Origin of the sequence: Cryobacterium glaciale, assembly GCF_004402535.1 — a bacterium.
In the GTDB taxonomy this organism is placed as follows: domain Bacteria; phylum Actinomycetota; class Actinomycetes; order Actinomycetales; family Microbacteriaceae; genus Cryobacterium; species Cryobacterium glaciale.
The window spans coordinates 190,614-212,761 of sequence record NZ_SOEY01000018.1; the positions used below are offsets into that span (position 1 = coordinate 190,614).

Sequence of the window (22,148 nt, forward strand, 5' to 3'; positions counted from 1 at the left end):
AACTGATTCGAACGTGCGTCTTCGAACGTACAAACGGAGTGGAACGGGTCAACTACCAGGTGACGCGCTGTTGAGTGTCTGTCGGGGCAGACTCGCTGTCGGGCGGGGTGGAGCGGCTTGCGTCGCTCGGGCGTGCATCGACGGATCTGGGGGCACGGGGCGCCGGGCGGGTCACAGCCGCGAAGCCGCCGTCACGCACGAGCGCGTCGGGGCCGCGAGTGGGAACCATGGCGAGCACGACGCCGAGGGGAGTCGTACCGACCGCTTCGAGGGCGTCGAGGGCGGCGAGCAGTTCGGGTTCACGCACCCGGTTTGCGCCGACGACCAGGATGGTGCCGCCGCTCCAGCGGCTGAGTACGGCGGCGTCGGTCACCGCGAGCACCGACGGGGCGTCGATGAGCACGTAGTCGTAGCTGCTGCTGAGTACGTCGAGCACGGTGCCCATGGCGGTCGATCCGAGCAGTTCACTCGGGTTGGTGGGAATCCGGCCCGACGACAGCACGGTGAGCGGATGCTGCGTGCCCCACGACTGCAGGGATTCCTTGAGCTGCACGTCGCCGAGGAGCACGTCGGTGAGGCCGCGATCGGCGTCGAGGCCGAGATAGTCGGCGAGCCGGGGCGTGCGCAGGTCGGCGTCGATCACGGCGACCGTCGCGCCGCTCTCGGCCAGCACGATGGCGAGATTCACGAGGGTCGTGGTCTTGCCCTCCCCCGACACCGAGGAAGTCACCACGAGGCTGCGGCGGCTCGTATCGGCATCGGCGAACTCCAGGTTGGTGCGCAGCACCCGGAAGGCCTCGGCGCGGGCAGTGCTCGCGCCGTCGGGCGAGATGATCGGCGTGGCGCGGGCTTCGAGCGGGATGCCGCCGAGCACGGGGACGCTGGTGAGTCGCTCGATATCGTCGCGGTTGTAGACGCGGCGGTCGAGCAGGCCGAGGATGAGTGCGGTGACGAGGCCGACCAGCAGGCCGATCAGCAGGCCGACGGCGAGATTGAGGTACAGCTGGGGCAGTGCGGGGTTGTCGGGCGCGACGGCCGGGTCGAGAACTCCGACCGTGACCGGGCTTGCGCCGCCGTCGGCCGGCGTTTCCAGCTGGTTGATGACGACATCGGTGAAGCTTTCGGAGACGGCCTGCGCGAGCTGCTGGGCGGCATCCGCTGTGGAGGCGAGGGCAGCGATTTCGATGACGGCCGAGCCGGGCTCGGTCGTGGCCGTGACCCGCCCGGCCAGGTCGACCGCGCTCTCGTCGAGGTTCAGGCTCGAAATGACCGGGTCGAGCACGCGGGGGCTCGTGGCGACGTCGAGGTAGTACGGCAGCTTCTGCACCACGAAGTTGTTGCCCTGCACGAGGTCACCGGGAGTGGACCCGTTCTGGATTTGCGCGGCCACGAACACCCGGGTGGAGGATTCGTACTGCACCGGCGTCAGGAGGGCGGCGGCCGCGCCACCGACCAGGCCGAGCAGGACGAACGCGACGATGAGAATCCATCGCTTTCGCAGAATTCGAACCAGTCGTTTCAGTTCCATACGTACTTCTCCCCGCGTGATCGACGCGTCGTGCTTCGGGTGCACGACGACAGGACCCTATGTTGGCATAAAAATCCTCACTTTTGGACCGCCAGTATTGAGGATTTAATCAGTCCGTGTTGAGGAATTGACCAGATTGTCGATGAGGAACTGACGAATACTCGCCCGAGTGGCCTCGTCGAGGAGCTCCAATGCGTGTCGTTCACCGGGTTTCACGTCGAGCGTGACGGGCACGCCGACCGCCTTGAGGGCCAGCATCATGGCCTGCCCCTGCTCGAGGGGAACGAGTTCTTTTTTCGACATGGCGATGTAGAACGGCGGGTCGGTCTTGTCGACGGAGTACAGCGGCGATGCGTCCCTGGCGTTCGGGCACGCTCGAAAATCGTCGCAGCCGAGGTATTGCAGAATGGAGGAGATCGCCATTTTCGACGGGTCGCCGAGCAGCAGTCCCTTCTCGGTGAGGTCGACCGCCGGCGACAGTGCGACGACGGCGGCGACCCGGTCATCACCGGTGAGACTGCCGGTGCCGTTGGTTCCGATCGAGGAGGCGATGATCGCGCCGGCCGAGCTGCCGAACAGTCCGATGCGTTCGGGGTCGATGCCGAACTCGGCGACCTGGGCCGGGTCGCGCAACCAGGCGAGCGCGTCGGTTACGTCGTTCACCTGCGCCGGAAAAGCGAATTCCGGGGCCAGCCGGTAGTCCACCGAGAAGGCGGCGAGTCCGCCGTCGGCCAGCTCGGAGCAGAGTGCGGTCATACCGCCGAAGTCCTTGGTACCGCTGTCGAAGCCTCCGCCGTGGATGAGGATCACGGCCGCGGTGGGTTCGCCGCCGCCCTTGGGCAGGCAAGCGTTCAGCAGCAGCTTCTCCCCGCGAGCGGTACCGTATTGCAGGTCGTTCTGCAGCACGACCGAGTCGCTGTGCGCATTCGCGGCGGGCGCGGTAGGGGTGGCGGAGCATCCGCTCAACACCAGGCCAATAGCCAGCAGCCCAGCGGATGCCGCAAGCAGGCGGGTTGTCTTCACAACAGGTCTCCGTTCACCTGAGCACGACGGGAGACCACTTTGGTCTGGCGTTTGCGGAACGGGCTCACCCAGAGGAAGGAGTACCGGCGCAGGAGCTTGGCGAGGTAGAGCGAGGCGACGAGCACGATGGCGGCGAGCAGGAACGGCAGGGCGTTGCCGGCGCGCTGCAGCCAGACCGATTCGGCGAATGGCGCGAGCAGCGCGAGGGCGCTGGCCACGAGGAACAGGTGCAGCAGGTAGATCTGAAAACTGTATTGGCCGAGCGTGCTCATGAAGTTCAGCCATTTCACCCGCACCAGGAGGGTGGCCAGAGCGACACCCATCGCGACGGCGATAGCGCTTTCGAGCAGGATCAGACCGGGTATCCGCGAGAGGTGCAGGAGCACGAGGAGCGCTGCCAGGCCGACGTAGGCGACCACGAGCACGACGGCATGCCAGACGCGCACCCGCGCGGCCAGGCGGTACACCGTGCGTGGAAAATAGACGGCGATGATGAAGAACCCGAAGTTGGCGGCGACCCGATCCCAGCCGACGTTGTCGAGGTCGAGCACTCCCGGCGTCGTCGACAGCACCGCCACCGCTCCGGCCAGCGCGATTTGCAGCTTGACGGGCAGTTTCCGCAGCAGCCAGGCCAGCAGGGTGAACACGGCCAGGGCCCAGATGAACCAGTAGCTGCTGGTGGGCCAGATGGGCAGCAGCGCAATGTTGAGCAGGTCGGTCGGGGACCGTTCGGTGCCGCGCAGGTGCGGCACGACGAGGTAGAACACCACGCGAATGACCGACCACAACAGGTACAGGTAGACCAGGGTGAGCAGGCGGCGCCGCCAGAGATCTGTGAGGTTCCAGGTGAGCATGCGCCGGGCGGTGAGCCCGGCGATGAAGAAGAACACCGGCATCGGAAAGTAGCTGAGCACGAGGCGCAGCCGCGGGGTGCTGCCGGCCAGCCCCAGGTCGTTGAGGAACAACGACGAATGGTAGAGCACGACGAGGATGATCGCCGCGCCCTTGGCGAAGTTGATCCACTCGCGATTCTCGGCCTGTATCTCTTTCACAAACGAAATGTACACGAGAAAAACTCAAGATGGTATCTCGAGCGGATCATCTAGGGGTTGTAGGCCTCGAGCGTGTCGGTCTGGAAAGCCTGCTGCAGCGGGGCCAGCGCACTGAAATCGATATTAACGATGGACTGACCGTTGGCGGACGTTCCGGTGCCGTTCGTGGGCAGGGTGAAGAACGTGAGGTCGCTTCCGTGCAGGCCGTGCAGCTGCAGCTCGAGGCCGGTGAGATAGCCGAAGTCGAGGCCGTCATCCACGGCAATCCACGGAGTGATGTCCTCGATCAGCCTGGTCAGGGTGGCCGGATTGGTCACCGTTCGAGAACTCATGACGGTGCTCAGCATCGCCTTGAAGAAGCGCTGCTGGTTGCGCACCCTGGTGAAGTCACCGTCGGCGAAGGCGTAACGTTCCCGCGCGTAGGCGAGCGCCTCGGCTCCGGTCACGACCTGCTTGCCGACGGTGAAGGTATGGCCCTTGATCTTCGAGGACGCAAACGCGACCGGGTTGTCGATTTCGACGCCGCCGACGGCATCCGTTATGGCCTGGAAGCCCTCGAAGTCGACCACGGCGACATGGTCGATGCGTGTCTTGATCAGGCTTTCCACGGTTTGGACGGCAAGCGGCACCCCACCCCAGGACAGTGCGGCGTTGATCTTGGCCTGGCCGTGGCCGGGAATTTCCAGCCAGCTGTCGCGCAGGATCGACATGACCCAGACGCCCTCGCGATTTGCCGGAATGTGCACGACCATGATCACGTCGGAGCGCTGGCCGGTGAGGTTTACGATCGACTCGTTGTGCGCGCCGCGACTATCGGAGCCGAGCACGAGGATATTCTGGGCCGCTGCCGCCACGCCCACGCTCGGGGCAGGGCGAAGGTTCGCGGGCGGGAAGACCGTGCTGATCGTCGCGACCTGGTCGTCGAAGGCTCGGCTGAGTTTGTAGGCGCCGACGCCGCCGACTCCGGCGCCGAGCAGCAGGAGCGAGAGCATGCTGCCGAGTGCGATGTGCCAGACCCTTTTGCGACGCCGGTGTCGGAGTGCGTACGGCACGATGCTGCCTCCTGCTACCGCCTTCGGGAGCGGTGTGCATACCGTAGGCCAGACTCCCATCCAGCGGAATGGGGTAGCCCCCGGTCAGCCCCGGACTGGGGGTAAAAGCACTACTCGGTCACGCGTCAGACGGTGACGTAGCGGGGAATCAGGTCTTCGAGCAGGGCTGCGGTGTCTGGCCAGCCTTCGACGGCACGGCACTCGACACCGAGCACCTTGACCGGGTAGTCGTTGCCGTTCTCGTCGAGGCGATCGCCGACGAAGAGCATGTCGTCGAGATCGACGCCGGTCAGCTCAGCCAGACGCTTCATGCCGTAGGCCTTGTCGATGCCCCGCCGGGTGATATCAACGGATGTCGACCCGCCGGACCGCACTTCGAGATCGGGCAGCAGGGCCTGCACGGCCTCCCGCAGGGTGTTCTTCTTCTCGCCGCTCGGATCCCAGGCGATTTTGGCGACGACCGGCGCCGCCTGGCCGAGGGCGGAGAAGGTGATCTGCGAGCCGCGGTCTTCGAGGATCGGACCCCAGGTGTCGCTCTCCCAATACCCGAGGCTGCGCGCGCTCTGCTCGACGGCGTCAAGGGCCCGAGCCTTCTGGTCTTCGCTGAGGTTCTCGGCGTAGACCTGGGTCCAGCCCTGGGCGTCGGCGCGGTAGTACTGGGTGCCGCAGGTGGGCATGAGGTGCAGACGGGCGAGGGTCTCCCCACTGACCTCCGGCAGGTTGTCGATGATCTGAGCCTGGAATTGGCCGAATTGGCCGCCGGAGATGACACAGACCTCGGTCACGCCGAGCAGCTTCACGAGCAGGTCGATCATGGTCGGGTCGAGCGCGGACTTGGACGGCGCGAGCGTATCGTCGAGGTCGAAGGCCACCAGGCGGGGAAGAGTAGGCATCAGGCCACTCTATCGGCGCTGCTGACTTGTTAGCCTGAGCGGGTGCGTACTGACTTTGACCCCCGAGACCTGCCCCGCCGCGATTTCTACCGCCTGCTGAATTCGCTCGTGGTGCCGCGGCCGATCGCGTGGGTGTCGAGCCGGTCGGCGGAGGGTGTCGACAACCTGGCGCCGCATTCGTTCTTCACCGTGGCATCCGTTTCGCCGGCCATCGTGCAGTTCACCTCGGTCGGCGTCAAGGACACCGTGCGCAATATCCTCGCGACCGGGGATTTCGTGGTGAACTTCACGCCGGAATCGCTTTTTGCCGAGGTCAACGCGACCGGTACCGACTTCGCAGCCGACGAGAGCGAGTTCGACCGCGCCGGGCTCACCCGGGAGCCGAGCCTGACCGTGGCATCGATGCGGGTCGCCGAGTCCCCCGCTGCGATCGAATGCCGCCTGCACTCGACCCTGTCGATGGGCGACTGCACGCTTGTCTTCGGCGAGGTGACGCACGTGGCGGTGTCGTCTGCGGTGCTGGACGGGGCGCATCCGCTTATTGGCAAGCTGCGCCCGCTGTCACGACTGGGCCTGGACGAGTGGGGAACCATCGGCGAGGTCAAGGAAATCCAGCGCATTCGGGCGAGCGACTGGCCGCGAGACTTTCGGCCGCGCGAGCACTGACTTTCGGGCCGCCCACCCGGGCCAGGACGAAAAAGTGGATGCCGCCAGCCGAGCCGGCTACTCGGCCGGCGGGAACAGGGCCTCGGCGAGCAGCGGGCCGAGCTGGGTGCTCGCCTCGCGCACGAAGTGCTGGCCGTCGAAGAACACCGGGGTGTTGTCGATGACGGCCGGGCAACTGTTGTCGACGCAGAGCCACGGCACGACGTTCACGTATTGGGCGAAGTCGCCGGCCGAAGTGACCGCGGCCCGCTCCGCCGCGACGACCTTTTGGTAGAGGCTCGACGGTCTGTAGGTGCAGTCCGCCGGGCCGCTCGTGAGGGTCTTGCACTCCGCGAACGGCGTGCTGGCCGGCGGCGGTGAGAGGACCGCGACGTGGTCGGTCGAGCCCTTCAGCGCGGTGATCGTGTCGGTGGTCGCGGTCTGCCACTCGGTCAGGGCGGCGGCTCCCTCGTTGCCGCTCGCGAGGCGCACGATGGATCCGGCCAGGCTCGACATGATCACGAGGTCCGGCGAGATCCGGGCGACCTCGGCGTAAACCCAGGCGTGGTGGTCGTCGCAGGTGGCTGCCGACGCATCGGAGGCGTTCTTCGGCGCGACCGAGATGTTGACGGCCGGGCAGGAGAACATGGTGAGCGACTGCACGTTGTAGCCGAGCGGTTCGAGGGCCGCGCGAATGGCGGGCATGTAGCTGATCGCCATGGAATCGCCGAGCAGCACCGCGGTTTTCGCCGCCGTGGGGTCGCCGTAGCGGCAGCCGGCGGCGTTCTTCGCGCTGACCGAGAGACAGTTGTCGTCGACCCATTCCGGGGCGCCGGAGTTGTCGCCGAGCGCGTCGAAGGTCGGGGTGGTCTCCGGCCAGGCCGTCGACGCCAGGGCCGCGGTGATGGCGGCCTGCCGGGTGGCCAGCAGGGTGGCGGGTTCGGCGGGCGTCTGCACGCCGAGATCGGCGCCTGCGCCTAGAGGGGCCAGTCCGAGCGGGGCCGGGTCGACGGCGGCCGCCGACGGGCCGGATGACGTGCCGCCCTTCAGCGCCACGAAGGAGATCGACACGATGACGAGGGTGACGACGACGAGGGCGCCGATCCAGGCCTGGGCCGCGGTGAGGCCGGAGCGATGCTGGGTGGCGGGGCGGCGCATCCGTTCTCGCTGGCGGGTCTGGGAATTTTCAAGCCAGAGGGAGCGACGAATGGGGTCCTCGACGAAGTGGAAGGAGAACACCGAGAGGGCGAGCATGAGCACGATAGCGAGCGGTAGGTAGAGCGGCGAGTCGGTGGCGAAGACGGTGGCGAGCAGAATGACGACCGGAAAGTGCCAGAGATAGAGAGAGTAGGAGATCTTGCCGATGTACCGGCTGACCGGATTCGTCAGCGGAAACAGCAGCCGCTGCTCGGGCTGGCCGATGCCGGCGGCGATGACGAGGGCGCTTCCAGCGACGGGCAGCAGGCCCCAGGGGGCGGGGAATGGCGAGTCGCGGCTGATCAGCACGAGGCTCATAGCGATGAGTGCGAGACCGAGCCAGGCGAGCACGGGGCGAAAGGCGGCCGAAAGCTTGGCGATGCCGGGTGCTGCGGCGGCGAGGAGGGCGCCGATGCCGAGTTCCCAGGCGCGGGCGCCCGTGGAGAAGTAGGCGATGGCCGGGCTCGTCGAGGTCAGGGCGAAGCTCCAGGCCAGGAACGCGAGGGTGATGACGCCGGTGGTGACGGCGACCGATGTGATCAGGGCGCGGGCGCTGAGCGTGCGACGACCGGCGAGGGCGAAGATCACGATCAGCACAAACGGCCAAACAAAGTAGAACTGCTCTTCCACCGCGAGCGACCAGTAGTGCTGCAGCGGGGAGACGGCGTTGGTGGCCTGCAGGTAGTCGGTTCCGACGAAAGCGAAGTGCCAGTTGGCCACGAACAGTGCCGAATAGACGCCGTCCCACAGGGTGCTGAGGGCGCGGACACCAGGCAACAGCAGGTAGCCGATAGCCACGGTGACGACGAGCACGAGCAGCGACACCGGCAGGATGCGGCGGATGCGCCGCCGGTAGAAGTCGACGAGGGAGATGCGGCCGGTGCGGGCGTGCTCCTTGAGCAGCAGGCTCGTGATCAGAAAACCGGAGATGACGAAGAAGATGTCGACGCCGATGAATCCGCCCGACGGCCAGCCGAGCAGGTGGTCGAGAATGACGACGATCACGGCGACCGCGCGCAGGCCCTCGATGTCACCGCGAAAGGTGCGGGTGGCGGACTTGCCCCCGGTGGGGCCAACGTGGTCGGGGGCGCGCTCGTGGCGTTCCCGGACGGACTGAACGGACATGTATAGCCTCCGACTCGGGTTTCGGAACTGGTACCTGTTCGGCCCGACGTTCGGGCACGTCCTGCGATTATGACGTAATCTCAGCTACCGAGGCAAACTCGGCCCGATTGTTTACCTCAGCGTCACAACCTCGCCGGTGCGGGCCGATACGGGTGGCTAAATCAGGAAATCCGGCGGGGCGTGCGCCGTACTGTCCCGAAAACTGCCGACTCCAAACGTGTATTTCCTGAATTGGCCACGGAGGGCGGGGTCAGGACAGCTGCACGGCACCGAAGGCAAGAGCGGCGATCAGCGCCCAGGACAACAGGCCGACGGCGAGAGCCCGGCCGCCGGTGCGCAGCAGGGTTACGAGGTCGACAGCCGCGCCGAGAGCGAAGAGGGCCATGGCCAGAAGGGCGGTTTGCACCAGGTCGGCACCCACGAGCACCTGTTCGGGCAGCGGAACCACGGTGCGCACGAGCATGGCCGCGATGAAACCGGCCACGAACAGCGGGATGATCGGCGGCCGGCTCGACCGGCCTCGGCGGACCGGCCGGCCGCGCACGTCGGTGGCGGGGGTGACGGCATCCGCTTTATCGAGGCCGGCGAGTCGGTGTCGCTCCACCATTGACGCGGCGGCGACGATCGGGGCGAGCATGAGCACCCGGGTGAGTTTGACGACGAGGGCCACGGCGAGCGCGGCAGACCCGGCGATCTGCGCGGTCGCGACGACCTGGCCAACGTCGTGCACGCCGGCACCCACCCAGTGGCCGAATTGCAGGGCGTTCAGGCCGAGCGGATGCCACAGCAGCGGCAGCACGGCGATCGCGAGGGTTCCGCACAGGGTCACCAGGGCGATCGGGGTGGCGGTTTCCTCGTCCCTGGCCCGAACGACGCCGCTCATGGCACCGATCGCCGAGGCGCCGCAGATGCTGAATCCGGTCGCGATGAGCAGGGGCTGATGCCCGGGGAGGCCGAACCAGCGACCGAGGCCGAGGGTGCCGACGAAGGTGAGCAGCACGATCGCGACGGTGGTCGCGATGGTCACCCAGCCGAGTGCGGCAATGTCGACGAGGCTGAGTTTGAGGCCGAGCAGCACGATTCCGAGCTGCATGAACGGTTTGGCGGCGACGGACAGGCCGGGCGCGAGGGATCCGGCGAGCAACGGGCGGGCGGCCGGGATCTGGCCGACGACGATTCCGAGCACGACGGCCATCGTAAGGAGGGGGATGCCCGGTGTAGCGAGGTGCACGCCCCAGGCCGCGGTGGCGGCAAAGGCCGCGACGAGCACTCCCCGAAGCCACATTGGTACGAGTCTAGGCGGGACGGGCCCGGGCCCCGTCCAAGTTCCCAGTTAACGAACTGGGCCCGCGTTCCTAAGGTGGTCCCGGTTTCGGGGCCTGGGCCCGAAACGCGCGTCAGGCTCCCGATGATCTCCGGGCCCATGCTCCGCAACCGGGCCCATGATCAATCGTGGGCCCGGTTGCATAAGGTGGGCCCGCGTTCCAGGCTCAGTTCCATAAGGTGGGCCCGCTTTCCGGGCCCGGGCCCGGAAAGCACAGCGCAGGAAGAAACGGCCGCAGGCTAGGGGCGGCCCAGGCCGTAGTAGGTCCAGCCGGCGGCACGCCAGACGGCGGGATCGAGGGCGTTGCGGCCGTCGACCACGGTCTTGGTTTTCACGAGCGAGCCCGCCCAGACCGGGTCGAGGTGTCGAAACTCGGGCCACTCGGTGACGAGCACGACGGCATCCGCTCCCCGCAAGGTGTCCTCGAGCGACGAAGAATACTGCAGCTGCGGATGCCGCGCCCGCGAGTTCTCAATGGCCTGCGGGTCGGTCGCCACCACTTCGGCCCCGAGACCGCGCAACTGCACGGCCACATCAAGCGCTGGTGAATCGCGCACGTCGTCGGAGTGCGGCTTGAAGCTCAAACCGAGCACCGCAACCTTGGCGTTGTAGACGGTGGCGCCGAGCGCCCCCACCGTGAGGTCGACCACGCGCTGACGACGGCGCAGGTTGATCTTGTCGATCTCCTTGAGGAAGGCCACGGACTCGCCGCGTCCCAACTCTTCGGCTCGCGCGGTGAAGGCGCGAATGTCCTTCGGCAGGCATCCGCCCCCGAAACCGACGCCGGCCCCCAGGAAGCGGCGGCCGATGCGTCCGTCATAGCCGATGGCATCCGCCAGCTGGGTGACGTCGGCGCCGGTCACTTCGGCGATCTCGGCCATGGCGTTGATGAAGCTGATCTTGGTGGCGAGAAAAGCGTTCGCGGCGACCTTGACGAGCTCGGCGGTCGCGTAATCGGTGATGACCAGGGGGGTGTCGGCGGCGAGCGCCGTGGCGTAGATCTCGTTGAGCAGCGCGGTGGCGTGCTCGCCTTGAGGACCCGGGGCGACGCCGTAGACGAGGCGGTCGGGGCTGATGGTGTCCTGCACGGCGAATCCCTCGCGCAGGAATTCGGGGTTCCAGGCCAGCGAGGCCCCGCTGCCGGCCTCGATGAGGTCGGCGAGGCGGGCAGCGGTTCCCACCGGCACCGTGCTCTTGCCGACGACGAGGTCACCGTCGGCCAGATGCGGAATGAGCGATTCGATCGAGGCATCGACGTAACGCAGGTCGGCACTGTAGCTGCCGGGCTTCTGCGGCGTACCGACGGCGATGAAGTGCACCTGCGAGCCGGCGGCATCCGCTATGTCGGTGCTGAAACGTAGGCGACCACTGCTCATGGCCGAGGTGAGAACTTCGGGAAGTCCTGGTTCGAAGAAGGGTGGCTTGCCGATGGCAAGTTGGGCGATCTTGGCGGCGTCGACGTCGATTCCGACGACATCATGCCCCAGCTCGGCCATAGCCGACGCGTGTACGGCGCCCAGGTAGCCGCATCCAATGACAGAAATTCTCATTTATTCCTCTCGGTCATCCCAGAGCATACTGGGCGCGGAACGTCACCCCAATTCGAGCAGGTTAACGAGCGGATGCCGCGCCCACGTTCTCGCTGCCTCGCGGTTTCCGCGGCGGGTACCGGTTGGGTGCGTTCCGGGGCTGGGTGCGTGCTGGGTGCGTTCCGGGCCGGAACATGGGCCCAGGTTAGAAGCTCGGCCCGGGTTCGCAGAGTGGGCCCGGGCGCGGCATCCGCTCGGCTGCGCACGTAGTGCCGGTAGATTTTGCGACACGCCGAGCCAGGGACCTGAGGTGCCCGGCGTGTCGCAAATTTACCGGCGTAACGTACCGCGCGCGGGTGGCGCTGCGGCGCATCCGTCCTTAGGCGGCCACCACGCGGCGACGCGGCAGCACGGTCACCGCGAGGCCGGCCAGCAGCACCAGCAGGGCAGCGCCGAGCACGCCACCCAGGTCGACTCCGGTTTTCGCAAGGGTCGAAGCGGATGCCGCGGCGTCGACCACCCGCACGCCCAAATCGAGCACGCGAACCGAGCCGTTCGGGGCCAGTCCGACGACCTGCAGGGTGTGCAGGCCGGCCGCGATACTGGCGGGCACGGCAAAATTCTTGCTGAACGCTCCGGTCGAATTCACCGGCGCGGAACCGACCGCAGTCGCGGTGGAGAACAGGTAGACCTGCACGTCGGTGTTCGGCGCGAAGCCCTCCCCCGACACGGTGACCGAGCCGTCCCGCTCGAGTACGAGCACGGTGTTGGGATCTACGTTGGTGGCCGAACCGCCCCGGTGCAGGCCGTTGACGGTCAGCGTGTAGTCGGTACCCGTGACAGTGACGCCGGTACGGGCCGACGTGCGGGCGACGGTGACGGCATCCGCTTCGCCATCGACGGTGGCCACGGCCTGGCCGACGGCGGGAACGGTGACCGGGGTGACTGATTCGAGCGGGCCGCCGGTCTGGGGCAGGTCGGTGCCGGGGTCAACTGTCGCGGCGACGATGTCGACCGTGCTGACTCCCCAGGCGCCGTTCTCGGCGCCGACAACGACGAAGTACTTTCCCACGGCGAGATCGGCGGGAACCATGACGCCCGACTCCGAGGCGAGCACGGTCGCACAGGCCGGTTCGGCACCCCACGGCGACGCGGAGACGGCCGGCACGAGCAGCAGGGTGAGCGCCGAGTCGGTCGGGGCGCCCCGCAGCACGAGCGGCAAGGTTGATCCGGCTGCGACCGGATCAGGCGCCGTGTCCACCAGGAAGTTGGGCGCGGCGAGGTCGGCCTTCGGCAGGGCGGCAGCCATGGACGCGACCGTGTAGTCGAGCACGGTCGTGTCACTGCGGAATCCGTCAGTCACCGTGACGGTCACGCTGTTCTCCCCCGCAACACCGACCGGCACATAGGCCATCCCGGTCGCATTGGTTTCGACCAGACCGTTGCCGAAGTCGAAGGTATAGGCGGCAAACGGGCCCTCCACCTGCGATCCCACAGCCGAGATGACCGTCGGAGCGCCCGCGACGGCCAGAACGGATGCCGCGGCGTGCGCCACCGGAATACCCATCACGGCGGGCGCGGGATTCAACCGTGCGTCAGCAGCGAGCGCCTGAAACGCCTGGGTGGCCGGAACCAGGTCGGCCTCGGAGACGAAGTAGGCATGGTTCTCGTAGGCTTCGGTCGCGACCCGCCAGATGCTGCTCCAGCCGAATTCACAGACCGGATCGCCCGCGTGACAGAAGGCAGCCGTGGCGGTGTTCTGCGCGTAGAGGCCGTCGAACTTGTCGGCGAAATACGGGGCCAACCAGTGCAGCAGGCCGTCGCCAGCCACGCCGGCTCCGACATTGCCAACGGCGTTCGGCTTCTGTGCCGGGTCGCCGAGCGTGACGACCCCGATCACGTCGACCGGGTTCAGCTGAGCGAGCACGCGGGCGGCGAGGGCGCCCTGCGAGTAGCCAACAGCGATGAACCGTGGGGCGAAGTCGCAGGAGCCCATCGCCGCAACGGTTTTCGTCTGCTTGATCAGCAACTCGGCCGCGACTGCGCCGGCCTGGGCGGAGGCAGCCAGGGCCGCGAGGTCGGTAGGATCCACGGCGGCGGCGGGATACCCCGGCAGGTAAGGAGCGTCGGGCGCGCCGATCCCGATCACTGGAATAGCTGCGGCAACGGCGTCGGGCGCGAGCTGCCCGATCAGGCGCTGCAGCGTGGGTCCTTCCCAGCCGTTGGTGACGAGACCGCTGTCGCCGTAGACGTAGGCGGCTCCCGCGGTCGCGGTCACGGCCGGAGCGACATTGGTCTCGCCGCTGCCGCGGAACGCGAGCATTGTGACGGGCGCGCAGTTAGGATCCGTGACGGCGACAGCAGCCGTGGCCACGCCCGCGACCAGGGCGGAGGTGACGACCGCTCCGGCCAGAACCACCCCTAAGAAGCGTCGAACGGACATGTATTTCCCCCTGAGACTGACGCGCCGATGTGCCCGTCGACACTGATTCCTCGACGGTATCGGGCCGGCACAACCCGCACAATGCCCCCGAATGCGCGGGTGCGTGCGTTCAGGGCCCGGGCCGGGCTGGCCCAGCTGAGGAACTGGGCCCGCGTTCCTAGGGCGGGCCACGGCCGCACGCCGAGGCGGGGTACCCGCACGGGGCATCCGTTTGGGAAGGTAACGCCGGTAGATTTCGCGACACGCCGCGATCGAGGCATGTTTTGCCCGGCGTGTCGCACATGTGCCGGCACAACGTGCAAGCGGATGCCGGGGCCTGGCCTGATCGCGGGTCGTCGCGACGATTGCTGGCCACCGCAGTCCAACCGATTCATGCCACTATGTGCCCATGAATTGGACTCAGTGCTGACGGCCTATGTCGCTTCTGACTTCTGGGCGGCGTGGTTTCTATCTCCCGGATTTGGCGGTGCCGCCGCGGGACTCGGAGCACTCATCGCTCTCATCGGCGTGCTCATCTCCCTCCGAAACCAGCGCGCTGTCGCCCAGGCCGACCGGGATGCCCGTGATCAGATTGCCGCGGAGGACCGCAAGGCAGCCGTTCTCTCCGAGCAACGTGACGACTGGTGGAGTCGGGCCCAATGGGCGCTCAATCTCGTTCTCACGGGCGACGATGCGCAAGTGCAGGGTGGTTACGGATTTCTGCGGGTGCTGGCCGAGTCCGATCTCGCTGACGTGCACCAGGCCGCCCTCATCGCGTCGATCACCGACACCGATCTCGACAAGTACAACATCACGATGGAGAATGGTGCTGTCACCATCACCCACCAGAAACCAGGCACACCATGAGTCAGCAGGAACGTACTCTGGGCACGCTGGTCGCCGCCGCCCGAGCTCGACTCGCGGCGGACGCGAAAACCGGAGCGGTCACGCCCGAGAAGGTTCGGGTCCTGGCCCAGCTCACCGATTTCGAAGGCATCCCGCTGCCCCAGGCCGACTCACCGCAGGCATTGGTTTTTCGGATGCCCGAATCGCAACCCGCGCGGGCGTCCAAGACCGCCTAGGGTCCGCTCCTATGCCGTGCGCGCCAGCAGGTACGCGTTCAGGGCATCGGTCAGCGCCTGATCGGCCGCAAACGCCTCACCGTCGAGGGCGACCACGGAGACGGCCAGGCGCACGCTGGAGACGAGCCAGGCGGCATCCGCTTGGCGAAGCTCGTCGAGGGCGACATCGCGGTAGGTGACTGAAGCTCCCTGCGCGCGCAGGTAGTCGAACATGCTCTGCTGCGTGGTGCCGTGCAAAATGGCGCCGCTCGGCGCGGGCGTCACGTACTCCCCCGCGATGCGCAGCACGACGCTCGAGGTCGGGCCTTCCATGACATAACCGTCGGTCGTGAGAAAGATGGTGTCATCGGCTCCGCGGCGATGGGCCTCGCGAATCGCCGCCATGTTCACGGCATAGCTGAGCGTCTTCGCGCCCATCAGCAGCCAGGGCGCCCGTTCGGCGACGCCGCGCGGGTAGCCGCGGTCGAGGGTGATTACGCGCACGCCGTTCGCGCGCACCACGGAGAAGTCCGCCGCCGCGGCCGCGTGCAGCCAGGCGGTGGGCGCCGGGCCGTGCTCGACACCGCGGCTGAGTACGAATTTGAGGGCGATCTCGCCCCGCTGTGGAATGCGCGACACGGCGTAGGTGATCGCGGCACGCCACTGCTCGGGATTCGGCACCGGCAGTTCGCAGATCCGCGCGGAGTTGCGCAGCCGGCTGATGTGCGGCTCGACCTCCTGCGGGTGGCCATTGACGACGGCGAGAGTTTCAAAGATTCCGTCACCGCGCTGGGTGCTCAACTCGCCGACCCGCAGGGCGGGCGCCGATGAATCCATCTCGTGGAACGTGTCGGCGAAGTCGTGCTGCAGCGAGTCGGCGGGCACGGGGTCGATCAGCAGTGTGAAGGGCAGTCTCATGCCCTGAGCCTACTTCGCGCGCCCGCTGACTGCGCCGGGCGGATGCTGCCGCCCAGCCCGAATCCTCGCCCGACCGACCGCTAGCTCTGGAAGGCGACGATCGGGTTGGTCGTGGGCTGGTCGGATCCGCCGTTGGGTTCCACCGTGACGCCAACCTGGTCGCCGGCGTGCATCGTGCCGTCGAGCACGCGCCAGGCTGTGCCGTCGCCGCTCGAATCGAAGGTTCCGGCCGAGACCGCACCCTCGCCGTTGATGTACCAGGCCTGGTAGTCCTGGTCACCGCCCAGCACGGGCAGGTTGTCCACCAGCACCGCGGAGATTCCGAGCTTGTTGGACCAAACCAGGGTGGCTTCCTGACCGTCGGCGGTGGTCGTCGCGGCGCGCTGGGAGTCATCGGCCGCATTGATTTGCGCGAGCCCGGAAGCCTGCTGCGACGCGAACTGGTTGCTGTTGAGGACCTGGCCGAAGAAGGATCCGCCCACGAACAGCGCCACGGCAGCCGCCGCGGCCAGCATGAGCTGCGCCGGACGCTTGAACCAGCGCGCCTGGGCCCGCTCGGTCGCCGATGAACGCCCGGCGCCAGAAGACGCAACAGAGCGGATGCCCGCGACCGGTCGGGTCGCGTCGGTCGGCGCGCCGTCCCCGGGCGCGGTGTCGGCCGGGGCGGTGGTGGTCGGAGCGCCGTCCCCGTGCCTCGGCGAAGGCGCCGACAGCCCGGCGGGAGCGGTCGCGGCCGGGGAGACGGCCGGGGCCGCGTTGGGAGCGGAGGTGGGGGCATCCGTTGTGGCAGCGGCACGCGGCAGGGGTGGAAGCTGCGGGGTCGACGCGAGCAGTGACATGAGGTTGGCCTTGAGCGCGGCGGAAGGCTGCACGGGGGCCACGGCGAGGCCGAGGGCCACCGCGGTGTCGTTCAACTCGGCGGCTTCGATGCGTGCTCGCTCGGAGTCGGCGAGGTGCGATTCGAACGCGGCCGTGTCCTCGGCGTCGAGGGCGTGCAGGGCGTAGGCTCCGGCAAGGTCGGACGGGTGGGTTTCCTTGTGATCGGTCATGATGCCACGCCCAGTTCGTCGCGCAGGCGGATGAGGCCGTCGCGGAGCCGCGTTTTCACGGTGCCCAGAGGAATGTGGAGCATGTCGGCGACCTCGCTGTGACTGAACCCGCCGTAATACGCGAGGCTCACAGCCTGACGCTGCAGCTGAGTCAATCGAGTCATCGCCTTCTCCACCCTTTCATGTTCGATTCGTACTTCAACGCTTTCGGCCACATGGTCGTAGGCAACGGCCAGGTCACGGATTCCGATCTTGGTATCGCGGTCACGTCCCGCCTGCGACGACCGAATTCGGTCGACCGCTCGCCGGTGTGCCATGGTGAGGATCCAGGTACTCGCACCACCACGCGTTGGTTCGTAACGCGACGCCGACTGCCAGATCTCCAGAAAAATCTCCTGGGTCACTTCTTCCGACTGGGCGTGGTCGATGAGCAGACGCTTGACCAGACCCAGCACCCGCGGGGCAATCTGGTCGTACAGTTCTCCGAAGGCCGATTGGTCGCCGTGGGCTACTCGACCGAGCAGCTCCTCCTTAGTGGCAGGGGCTGCCGGCGAGAGCTCTCCGGCGGATTCAACAGTCATGAGATCTAGCATGTCAGGTCTCGTCCCGTTCCATGACTAGGGTTCGGTGCGAAGTCGGTAACGGATTGGTCGTTCTGCCAGATTTTCGCTCGAGTGGATGCCTGCGACCGGCTCTCGCCGCGCCCGCCTCTGGAATGCAGAAGGCCGGGCCGCAGAGCACCTCTCGGCGCGAGGCCGCTCGAAGCGGCGAATAATGGAACCCGGGATTACTGCGGCCCGACCAGACTCCAGTGTATTCGACACGGGCCGTCGGCGTCGAATGTTCGCCGTCGGCGCACGGGGGATTCCGGGGTTGTGCGCCCGGGCCCACCTTGCGAAAGCGGGCCCATGATCGATCATGGGCCCAGTTTCCGGGCCCGGGCCCGGAAAGATTAAGGGGGATCGCGGCGGGCTACTCCAGGGAGTCGCGCCGCCAGAGGCGTGCGCAGGCGGTGAACTCGGCGGCGGTCGTCGAGAACCGGAGCGCCCGGGTGGTCAACTCCGAGGAGCGGTGCGGCTCGGTCAGCTCGAGGTCGTCGGCGACGCTCGTCGCGCCTACCGCCGTCACTCGGCAGTAGGCCGCGCCGCGATCCAGCGCGACGGCGAAATCGCCCGTGAACAGGCCGCGCAGAATCTCATCGGCCAGGACCATGATTTCTGACGGCCCGGTGGGCACCGCGGCGCCCGCGACGAGCGGATCGATCGTGGCGGCAGCATCCGTTCCCCGTTGGTAGAGGTAGGCGCACCCCTCGGGATCCTGCCGGATCAGCATGCGAATCAAGTAGATGCGCCAGAGTGCGCCCGGCAGGCTGCGTGGCGCGGCCCGCGACCACAGCTCGGCGACCGCGTCGATACCGTTCTCGTCGGTGTAGGCGACCAGGCGTTCGACGGTCTCGGGATCGGGGTCGCTGCGCACCCGATTGAGCAGGGCCTGCGCGGTCTCGTGGGCGACGCGGCTGATGTAGGCCGGATCGTCGCCGCCCTGGAACGCCTCAAACTTGTTCGCGGAGAACAGGGTGGGCTTGTGGAAGTTCTCGGCCACGGCGGGTTCTCCTTCGGGTTCAGACAGCGGGTTTTTGCTGCCCTCCACGCTACCCAGAAAAGCCGAGCGCGAATCCACGGTAGATTAGAACTCACGGGCCTCTAGCTCAGTTGGTAGAGCAAAGGACTTTTAATCCTTGGGTCGTCGGTTCGAGCCCGACGGGGCCCACAATGATCGCGCACGTGGCGCGGCAGATGCGCACCGAATCCGCTGGATTCGGTGCGCATTTCTGTTTTCTCAGAGGGCGTAGCGGTGGCGGATGTGGTGGCGATCGGGGCTCGCCTGCCAGAATTCGACCTCGGTGGGGCGCAGCGTGTACAGCTGCCAGTCCGGGTTGGCCCGCCCGTCGGCCCCCGGGCGTTCCGCCCAGTCCAGGGCGGATGCCTCGGCCGACAGCAAAAAGACCTCACCAACCACGCGCACCTGCCTCCCGAGGGTCGCCCAATAGAAGTTCATGGCCGCGTGCGGGTTGGCGGCGAGTTCGCGCCCCTTGCGGGATCCGCGGGTGCTCGCGAACTGCCAGGATCCGAAGCTGCCGGCAAGCGCTGTCCCAGCCAAGGAATCAGCCGCAGGGTCGAGGTTTTTCAGAATGAGCATGCGCGACGACACCAGTCCGGTCTCGGTGCTCGTCGCGAGGCTGAAGGCGTGCGGCTGGGGCACGCCGGCGGCGAGGGCGTGGTCGAACCAGTCCAGAAAGAGTGCGACCGGATCGGCCGGAGCCGTGGCGGGATCGAACCGCGGCAGGTCGGCGGGAAAATCGGGCAGGGCCCGCAGGCGGCGACGCAGGGAATCAGTCACGCCGCGAGCCTACCCCCGGAGAGCGTCGACGCACGAGAACCACGAGGTTCTACCTCGCCCGCGGCGGCACCCGAAGCTCCCGCTGCACCAGCAGAGCGAGCTCCCGCAGGAGCACCTGGTCGACGTCGGCGACTAAACGGGGTTTCGGGTCGAACACGCACAGGGCACCGATGCGCTCCCCCGACGGGGACTCGATGGGAAAACCGGCGTAAAAGCGAATGAGCGGATCACCAAGCACGAGCGGATTGTGGCTGAACCGGGCATCGCTTCGGGCATCCTCGACGATGAGCGGGCCGTCGTCACCAATCGTGATCGCGCAGAAGGAGTCTGAGCGGGGCACTTCAGTGGACTCCAGCCCGACCCGGGCTTTGTGCCACTGGCGGTCACGATCGATGATGGTGATCAGCGCCGATTCGGTGGCGAACAGGCGCTGCGCGAGAAGGACCAGCCGATCGAACCGGGCCTCCGTCGGGGTGTCGACAATGGCGAGGCCGTCGACGGCCGCTTGCCGGGTGCGTTCCCGGCCGGCGACATCCGCTTGCACCGGCACGGTGCCGGTGATGCCGAGGCGCGCCGAGTCGAGGCTGTCGGACATGGCACTGGCTAGGAGCACGGCCCAGCCGCGATAGTCGGCGGCGGAGCGATGCCGGTCGATCTCGGTGGTCGCCGCCGGGGAGAACGGAACAAAAGTCGTGCGCGGTGCCTCCTCGACCAGTCGGGCGCTCACCGTGTTGAGGTCGGTGGCCGACCAGTCGGCGACGAACACCAGCGGGCGCCGGAAGATTTCGATGCTGCGAATGGGCGGAATGCCGAGCACGAAGATTTGGGTGCTGCGCGAGGTCTCGTGCTCCAGCACCGCGAGCAGGGCCGCCAGCCGGTCGTGCCATTCGCTAACGCTGGTCAGGTCAAGGGCTTCGTTCACGCCCAGAATGACCACGACGGCGTCAAAACGGCCGAGCCGGGTTCCGTTCAACGCCACGAGGGCATTCGCGGCGGTCATGGTGCTGCTCGCCACGAGGTCGATGTCGACGCCGCGACCGGTGCGCGCAGACAGTTCGCGGGCGAGCGAGCCGGGCAGGGCCAGCTGGTGGCTGAGGACGCCCCAGCCGACGGCGGGTCCGCAACCGAGGATGAGAACTCGATCGCTGTCGATTCCTGCGGCGTGGGCCTGCGGGGCGTCGCTCGGGCGGGGCAGGTGGCGGTCCTGGCGCTCGGCCGATGCCGTCCAGACGCGCATCAGCGGGCGGAGCGCCCACCGGGTCAGGTCGTGCATATTAGCCTTTCGGGTACGGCAGAAAAACTCATTCTGCCCCGAATGGGGCAAGCCCCTTTACCCCGCCCATGATTCTCAGCAAACTTACAGTTCACACGATCGCGGCCACCGCGTGGGCGAGGGTGAAAATGGCCAGGCCGGCGAGTGCGCCGACCACCGTTCCGTTGATGCGGATGAACTGCAGGTCGCGGCCCACCTGCAGCTCGATCTTCGCGGCGGTCTCCGCCGCTGGCCAGCGCTCGACCGTCTCGGTGATGACCCCGGCGATCTCGTGGCGATAGTTGGCGACGATGTAGCTGGCCGTGTCGGCGAGCCAGCGGTCGATGCGGGAGCCCAGCGCGGCATCCGTTGTGAGGCGGTTGCCCACATCATGCAGAGTCGAACGGATGCCGACCCGCAGCGCGCTCGTCGGCTCACCGAGGGCCAGCGCGAGGGACGCCTTAATGGCCTCCCAGGTGTCACCGGCGAACTCGCGCAGTTTGGCGTTGTCGAGCACCTCAGCCTTGAGGGTCTCGACCCTGTCGATCACGGCCGGCTCGTATTGCAGGTCGTGCATGACCTCGCTGAGGTAGTCGTCGAGGGCTTTTCGCACCGGATGCTGCCGGTCACCACGCGCGGACGCCACGAAGGCGAGAACCTCGCGGTAGGCCTTGTCGTCGACGAGTTTGTCGACGAATCCGGGCAGCCAGGTGGGCAGCCGCTGGGACACCACGCGGCCGAACGCCTCGGGGTGGGCGCGCAGCCACCCGTCGGCGCGGTCGAGCAGCAGGTCGACGGCCGCGTGCTGCTGCCCGCTCGTGACGAGCCGCTCCCCCACCCGACCGAGGCTCGGGCCCCACTCGGGCTTGACCAGGTGTTCGCGGGCGACGGATTCGATGAGGTTCTTGATGGCGTCGTCCCCGAGCAGGTTGAGCAGGCCCCTGCCGGCGACGGCGAGTTCGTCGGTGAGTCTCTCGGCGTTCCTGTCGTCGCTGAGCCAGGCCCCGAGGCGGCGGGCCGGTTGCACCGATTCGAGCTTGCCGCGAATGACCGCCTCGGAGAGAAAGTTGGTCTCGACGAATTCGCCGAGGCTCGCGCCGATCTCGTCCTTACGGTTGGCGATGATATTGGTGTGCGGGATACGGAGGCCCAGCGGGTAGCGAAACAGGGCGGTCACGGCGAACCAGTCGGCGATCGCGCCGACCATGCCGCCCTCGGCCGCGGCGCGCACGTATTCGAGCCAGGGATAGCGGTCTTGCAGGGCGAACGACACGGTGAAGATGACGGCCATGAGGGCGAGCAGGCCGGCCGCGAGCCGCTTCATGCGTTTCAGGGCGGTGCGGCGGGCCGCGTCAGTGGGTGATTCGACGGGGGCGGCCGCGTCAGTCGTCTGTTCGGGTGCCGTGGAGGTGGTCTGCGCCATGGTTACAGCCTGCCCGATTGCGGTGCTGCGCGCTGCTCATTTGTTCGTCTTTAGCGGGAGCCGATGACTTTCCGATACTCTATGGGGGTATGCAATTCGTTCGGACCGCGCTAGGCGACGAAGGTGACATGAGCCCGACATCGGTCATGGCCGCATCCGCTTCGAAGGATGCACGGTTCAACGTGCGCACCTCGTTGCTCGCGCCTCACCGTTCTCTGCATCAGCCGCGTCTAGAACCACGTACTCTCGGGCGCA

Annotated in this window: 19 protein-coding genes and 1 tRNA gene; 4 read left to right on the plus strand and 16 right to left on the minus strand. The window is 67.3% G+C overall.

Going from position 1 to position 22,148, the window contains the following annotated elements; all coding sequences use genetic code 11:
- Window positions 1-52 precede the first annotated feature (52 nt).
- The 5 genes from E3O06_RS08995 to E3O06_RS09015 all read right to left on the minus strand — a co-directional run bounded on the left by E3O06_RS08995 (window position 53) and on the right by E3O06_RS09015 (window position 5,548).
- Entirely contained in the window at window positions 53-1,528 is a 1,476-nt protein-coding gene (locus tag E3O06_RS08995) for a tyrosine-protein kinase domain-containing protein (RefSeq protein WP_134502899.1), read from the minus strand.
- 105 nt (window positions 1,529-1,633) lie between these two features.
- Window positions 1,634-2,551: an alpha/beta hydrolase gene (locus E3O06_RS09000; protein WP_166788155.1), complete on the minus strand. Its 918-nt coding sequence runs from the start codon at window positions 2,549-2,551 to the stop codon at window positions 1,634-1,636.
- Window positions 2,548-3,603 (minus strand): acyltransferase family protein, encoded by a 1,056-nt coding sequence (locus E3O06_RS09005; protein ID WP_166788156.1) that lies wholly within the window; start codon window positions 3,601-3,603, stop codon window positions 2,548-2,550. Before E3O06_RS09005 ends, E3O06_RS09000 begins: the two co-directional genes overlap by 4 nt.
- 50 nt (window positions 3,604-3,653) lie before the next feature.
- Window positions 3,654-4,655, minus strand: a complete 1,002-nt coding sequence (locus E3O06_RS09010; protein WP_166788157.1) for an LCP family protein — start codon at window positions 4,653-4,655, stop codon at window positions 3,654-3,656.
- A gap of 125 nt (window positions 4,656-4,780) precedes the next feature.
- A complete protein-coding gene (locus E3O06_RS09015) occupies window positions 4,781-5,548 on the minus strand; it encodes an HAD-IIB family hydrolase (RefSeq protein WP_134502907.1) in 768 nt (255 codons plus the stop codon).
- 42 nt (window positions 5,549-5,590) lie between these two features.
- Here E3O06_RS09015 and E3O06_RS09020 point away from each other — a divergent pair, with 42 nt between their 5' ends.
- A complete protein-coding gene (locus E3O06_RS09020; RefSeq protein WP_134502909.1) occupies window positions 5,591-6,214 on the plus strand; it encodes a flavin reductase family protein in 624 nt (207 codons plus the stop codon).
- A 57-nt stretch (window positions 6,215-6,271) separates the two neighbouring features.
- On the opposite strand, the gene E3O06_RS09025 is transcribed toward E3O06_RS09020, so the two are convergent.
- The 4 genes from E3O06_RS09025 to E3O06_RS09040 all read right to left on the minus strand — a co-directional run bounded on the left by E3O06_RS09025 (window position 6,272) and on the right by E3O06_RS09040 (window position 13,811).
- Window positions 6,272-8,515 carry an acyltransferase family protein gene (locus E3O06_RS09025; protein ID WP_134502911.1) on the minus strand — a complete coding sequence of 748 codons (2,244 nt, stop codon included), beginning with the start codon at window positions 8,513-8,515 and terminating at the stop codon, window positions 6,272-6,274.
- 250 nt (window positions 8,516-8,765) lie between these two features.
- A complete protein-coding gene (locus E3O06_RS09030; protein ID WP_134502913.1) occupies window positions 8,766-9,800 on the minus strand; it encodes a YeiH family protein in 1,035 nt (344 codons plus the stop codon).
- Between the two features lie 278 nt (window positions 9,801-10,078).
- Window positions 10,079-11,389 (minus strand): UDP-glucose dehydrogenase family protein, encoded by a 1,311-nt coding sequence (locus E3O06_RS09035; protein ID WP_134502915.1) that lies wholly within the window; start codon window positions 11,387-11,389, stop codon window positions 10,079-10,081.
- A gap of 358 nt (window positions 11,390-11,747) precedes the next feature.
- The gene (locus E3O06_RS09040) at window positions 11,748-13,811 is read right to left on the minus strand and encodes a cutinase family protein (RefSeq protein WP_166788158.1); all 2,064 of its coding nucleotides are present in this window, start codon (window positions 13,809-13,811) and stop codon (window positions 11,748-11,750) included.
- Between the two features lie 402 nt (window positions 13,812-14,213).
- Between E3O06_RS09040 and E3O06_RS09045 the strand changes: the two genes are divergently transcribed.
- Complete coding sequence (locus E3O06_RS09045) at window positions 14,214-14,657, plus strand: hypothetical protein (protein WP_134502919.1); 444 nt, start codon at window positions 14,214-14,216, stop codon at window positions 14,655-14,657.
- Entirely contained in the window at window positions 14,654-14,872 is a 219-nt protein-coding gene (locus E3O06_RS09050) for a hypothetical protein (protein WP_134502921.1), read from the plus strand. Before E3O06_RS09045 ends, E3O06_RS09050 begins: the two co-directional genes overlap by 4 nt.
- Before the next feature lie 9 nt (window positions 14,873-14,881).
- Here E3O06_RS09050 and E3O06_RS09055 read toward each other — a convergent pair whose 3' ends face one another.
- The 4 genes from E3O06_RS09055 to E3O06_RS09070 form a co-directional block, all read right to left on the minus strand.
- The gene (locus E3O06_RS09055) at window positions 14,882-15,769 is read right to left on the minus strand and encodes an aminotransferase class IV (protein WP_134502923.1); all 888 of its coding nucleotides are present in this window, start codon (window positions 15,767-15,769) and stop codon (window positions 14,882-14,884) included.
- 80 nt (window positions 15,770-15,849) lie between these two features.
- Window positions 15,850-16,818, minus strand: coding sequence for an anti-sigma factor (locus tag E3O06_RS09060; RefSeq protein ID WP_134502925.1), 969 nt, complete (start codon window positions 16,816-16,818; stop codon window positions 15,850-15,852).
- Entirely contained in the window at window positions 16,815-17,399 is a 585-nt protein-coding gene (locus tag E3O06_RS09065) for a sigma-70 family RNA polymerase sigma factor (RefSeq protein ID WP_241980007.1), read from the minus strand. The genes E3O06_RS09060 and E3O06_RS09065 overlap by 4 nt, the downstream gene beginning before the upstream one ends.
- Window positions 17,400-17,790: 391 nt before the next feature.
- On the minus strand, window positions 17,791-18,420 hold the full coding sequence (locus tag E3O06_RS09070) for a DNA-directed RNA polymerase subunit beta (RefSeq protein ID WP_134502929.1): 630 nt from the start codon (window positions 18,418-18,420) through the stop codon (window positions 17,791-17,793).
- 95 nt (window positions 18,421-18,515) lie between these two features.
- Between E3O06_RS09070 and E3O06_RS09075 the strand changes: the two genes are divergently transcribed.
- Window positions 18,516-18,588, plus strand: a tRNA-Lys gene (locus tag E3O06_RS09075).
- Between the two features lie 69 nt (window positions 18,589-18,657).
- Here E3O06_RS09075 and E3O06_RS09080 read toward each other — a convergent pair.
- From E3O06_RS09080 to E3O06_RS09090, 3 genes are all read right to left on the minus strand, one after another.
- Window positions 18,658-19,218, minus strand: coding sequence for a pyridoxine/pyridoxamine 5'-phosphate oxidase (locus E3O06_RS09080; protein WP_134502931.1), 561 nt, complete (start codon window positions 19,216-19,218; stop codon window positions 18,658-18,660).
- Between the two features lie 49 nt (window positions 19,219-19,267).
- Window positions 19,268-20,491: a GAF domain-containing protein gene (locus tag E3O06_RS09085; RefSeq protein ID WP_134502933.1), complete on the minus strand. Its 1,224-nt coding sequence runs from the start codon at window positions 20,489-20,491 to the stop codon at window positions 19,268-19,270.
- Window positions 20,492-20,582: 91 nt separating this feature from the next.
- Window positions 20,583-21,893 (minus strand): DUF445 domain-containing protein, encoded by a 1,311-nt coding sequence (locus E3O06_RS09090; protein ID WP_134502935.1) that lies wholly within the window; start codon window positions 21,891-21,893, stop codon window positions 20,583-20,585.
- Between the last annotated feature and the right edge of the window lie 255 nt (window positions 21,894-22,148).

Bases quoted from the DNA above. Each gene is read 5' to 3' on its own strand.
- E3O06_RS08995 (WP_134502899.1), bottom strand. From the start codon at position 1,528: ATGGAACTGAAACGACTGGTTCGAATTCTGCGAAAGCGATGGATTCTC.
- E3O06_RS09015 (WP_134502907.1), bottom strand. From the start codon at position 5,548: ATGCCTACTCTTCCCCGCCTGGTGGCCTTCGACCTCGACGATACGCTC.
- E3O06_RS09025 (WP_134502911.1), bottom strand. From the start codon at position 8,515: ATGTCCGTTCAGTCCGTCCGGGAACGCCACGAGCGCGCCCCCGACCAC.
- E3O06_RS09030 (WP_134502913.1), bottom strand. From the start codon at position 9,800: ATGTGGCTTCGGGGAGTGCTCGTCGCGGCCTTTGCCGCCACCGCGGCC.
- E3O06_RS09035 (WP_134502915.1), bottom strand. From the start codon at position 11,389: ATGAGAATTTCTGTCATTGGATGCGGCTACCTGGGCGCCGTACACGCG.
- E3O06_RS09040 (WP_166788158.1), bottom strand. From the start codon at position 13,811: ATGTCCGTTCGACGCTTCTTAGGGGTGGTTCTGGCCGGAGCGGTCGTC.
- E3O06_RS09050 (WP_134502921.1), top strand. From the start codon at position 14,654: ATGAGTCAGCAGGAACGTACTCTGGGCACGCTGGTCGCCGCCGCCCGA.
- E3O06_RS09055 (WP_134502923.1), bottom strand. From the start codon at position 15,769: ATGAGACTGCCCTTCACACTGCTGATCGACCCCGTGCCCGCCGACTCG.
- E3O06_RS09060 (WP_134502925.1), bottom strand. From the start codon at position 16,818: ATGACCGATCACAAGGAAACCCACCCGTCCGACCTTGCCGGAGCCTAC.
- E3O06_RS09065 (WP_241980007.1), bottom strand. From the start codon at position 17,399: ATGACTGTTGAATCCGCCGGAGAGCTCTCGCCGGCAGCCCCTGCCACT.
- E3O06_RS09085 (WP_134502933.1), bottom strand. From the start codon at position 20,491: ATGCACGACCTGACCCGGTGGGCGCTCCGCCCGCTGATGCGCGTCTGG.
- E3O06_RS09090 (WP_134502935.1), bottom strand. From the start codon at position 21,893: ATGGCGCAGACCACCTCCACGGCACCCGAACAGACGACTGACGCGGCC.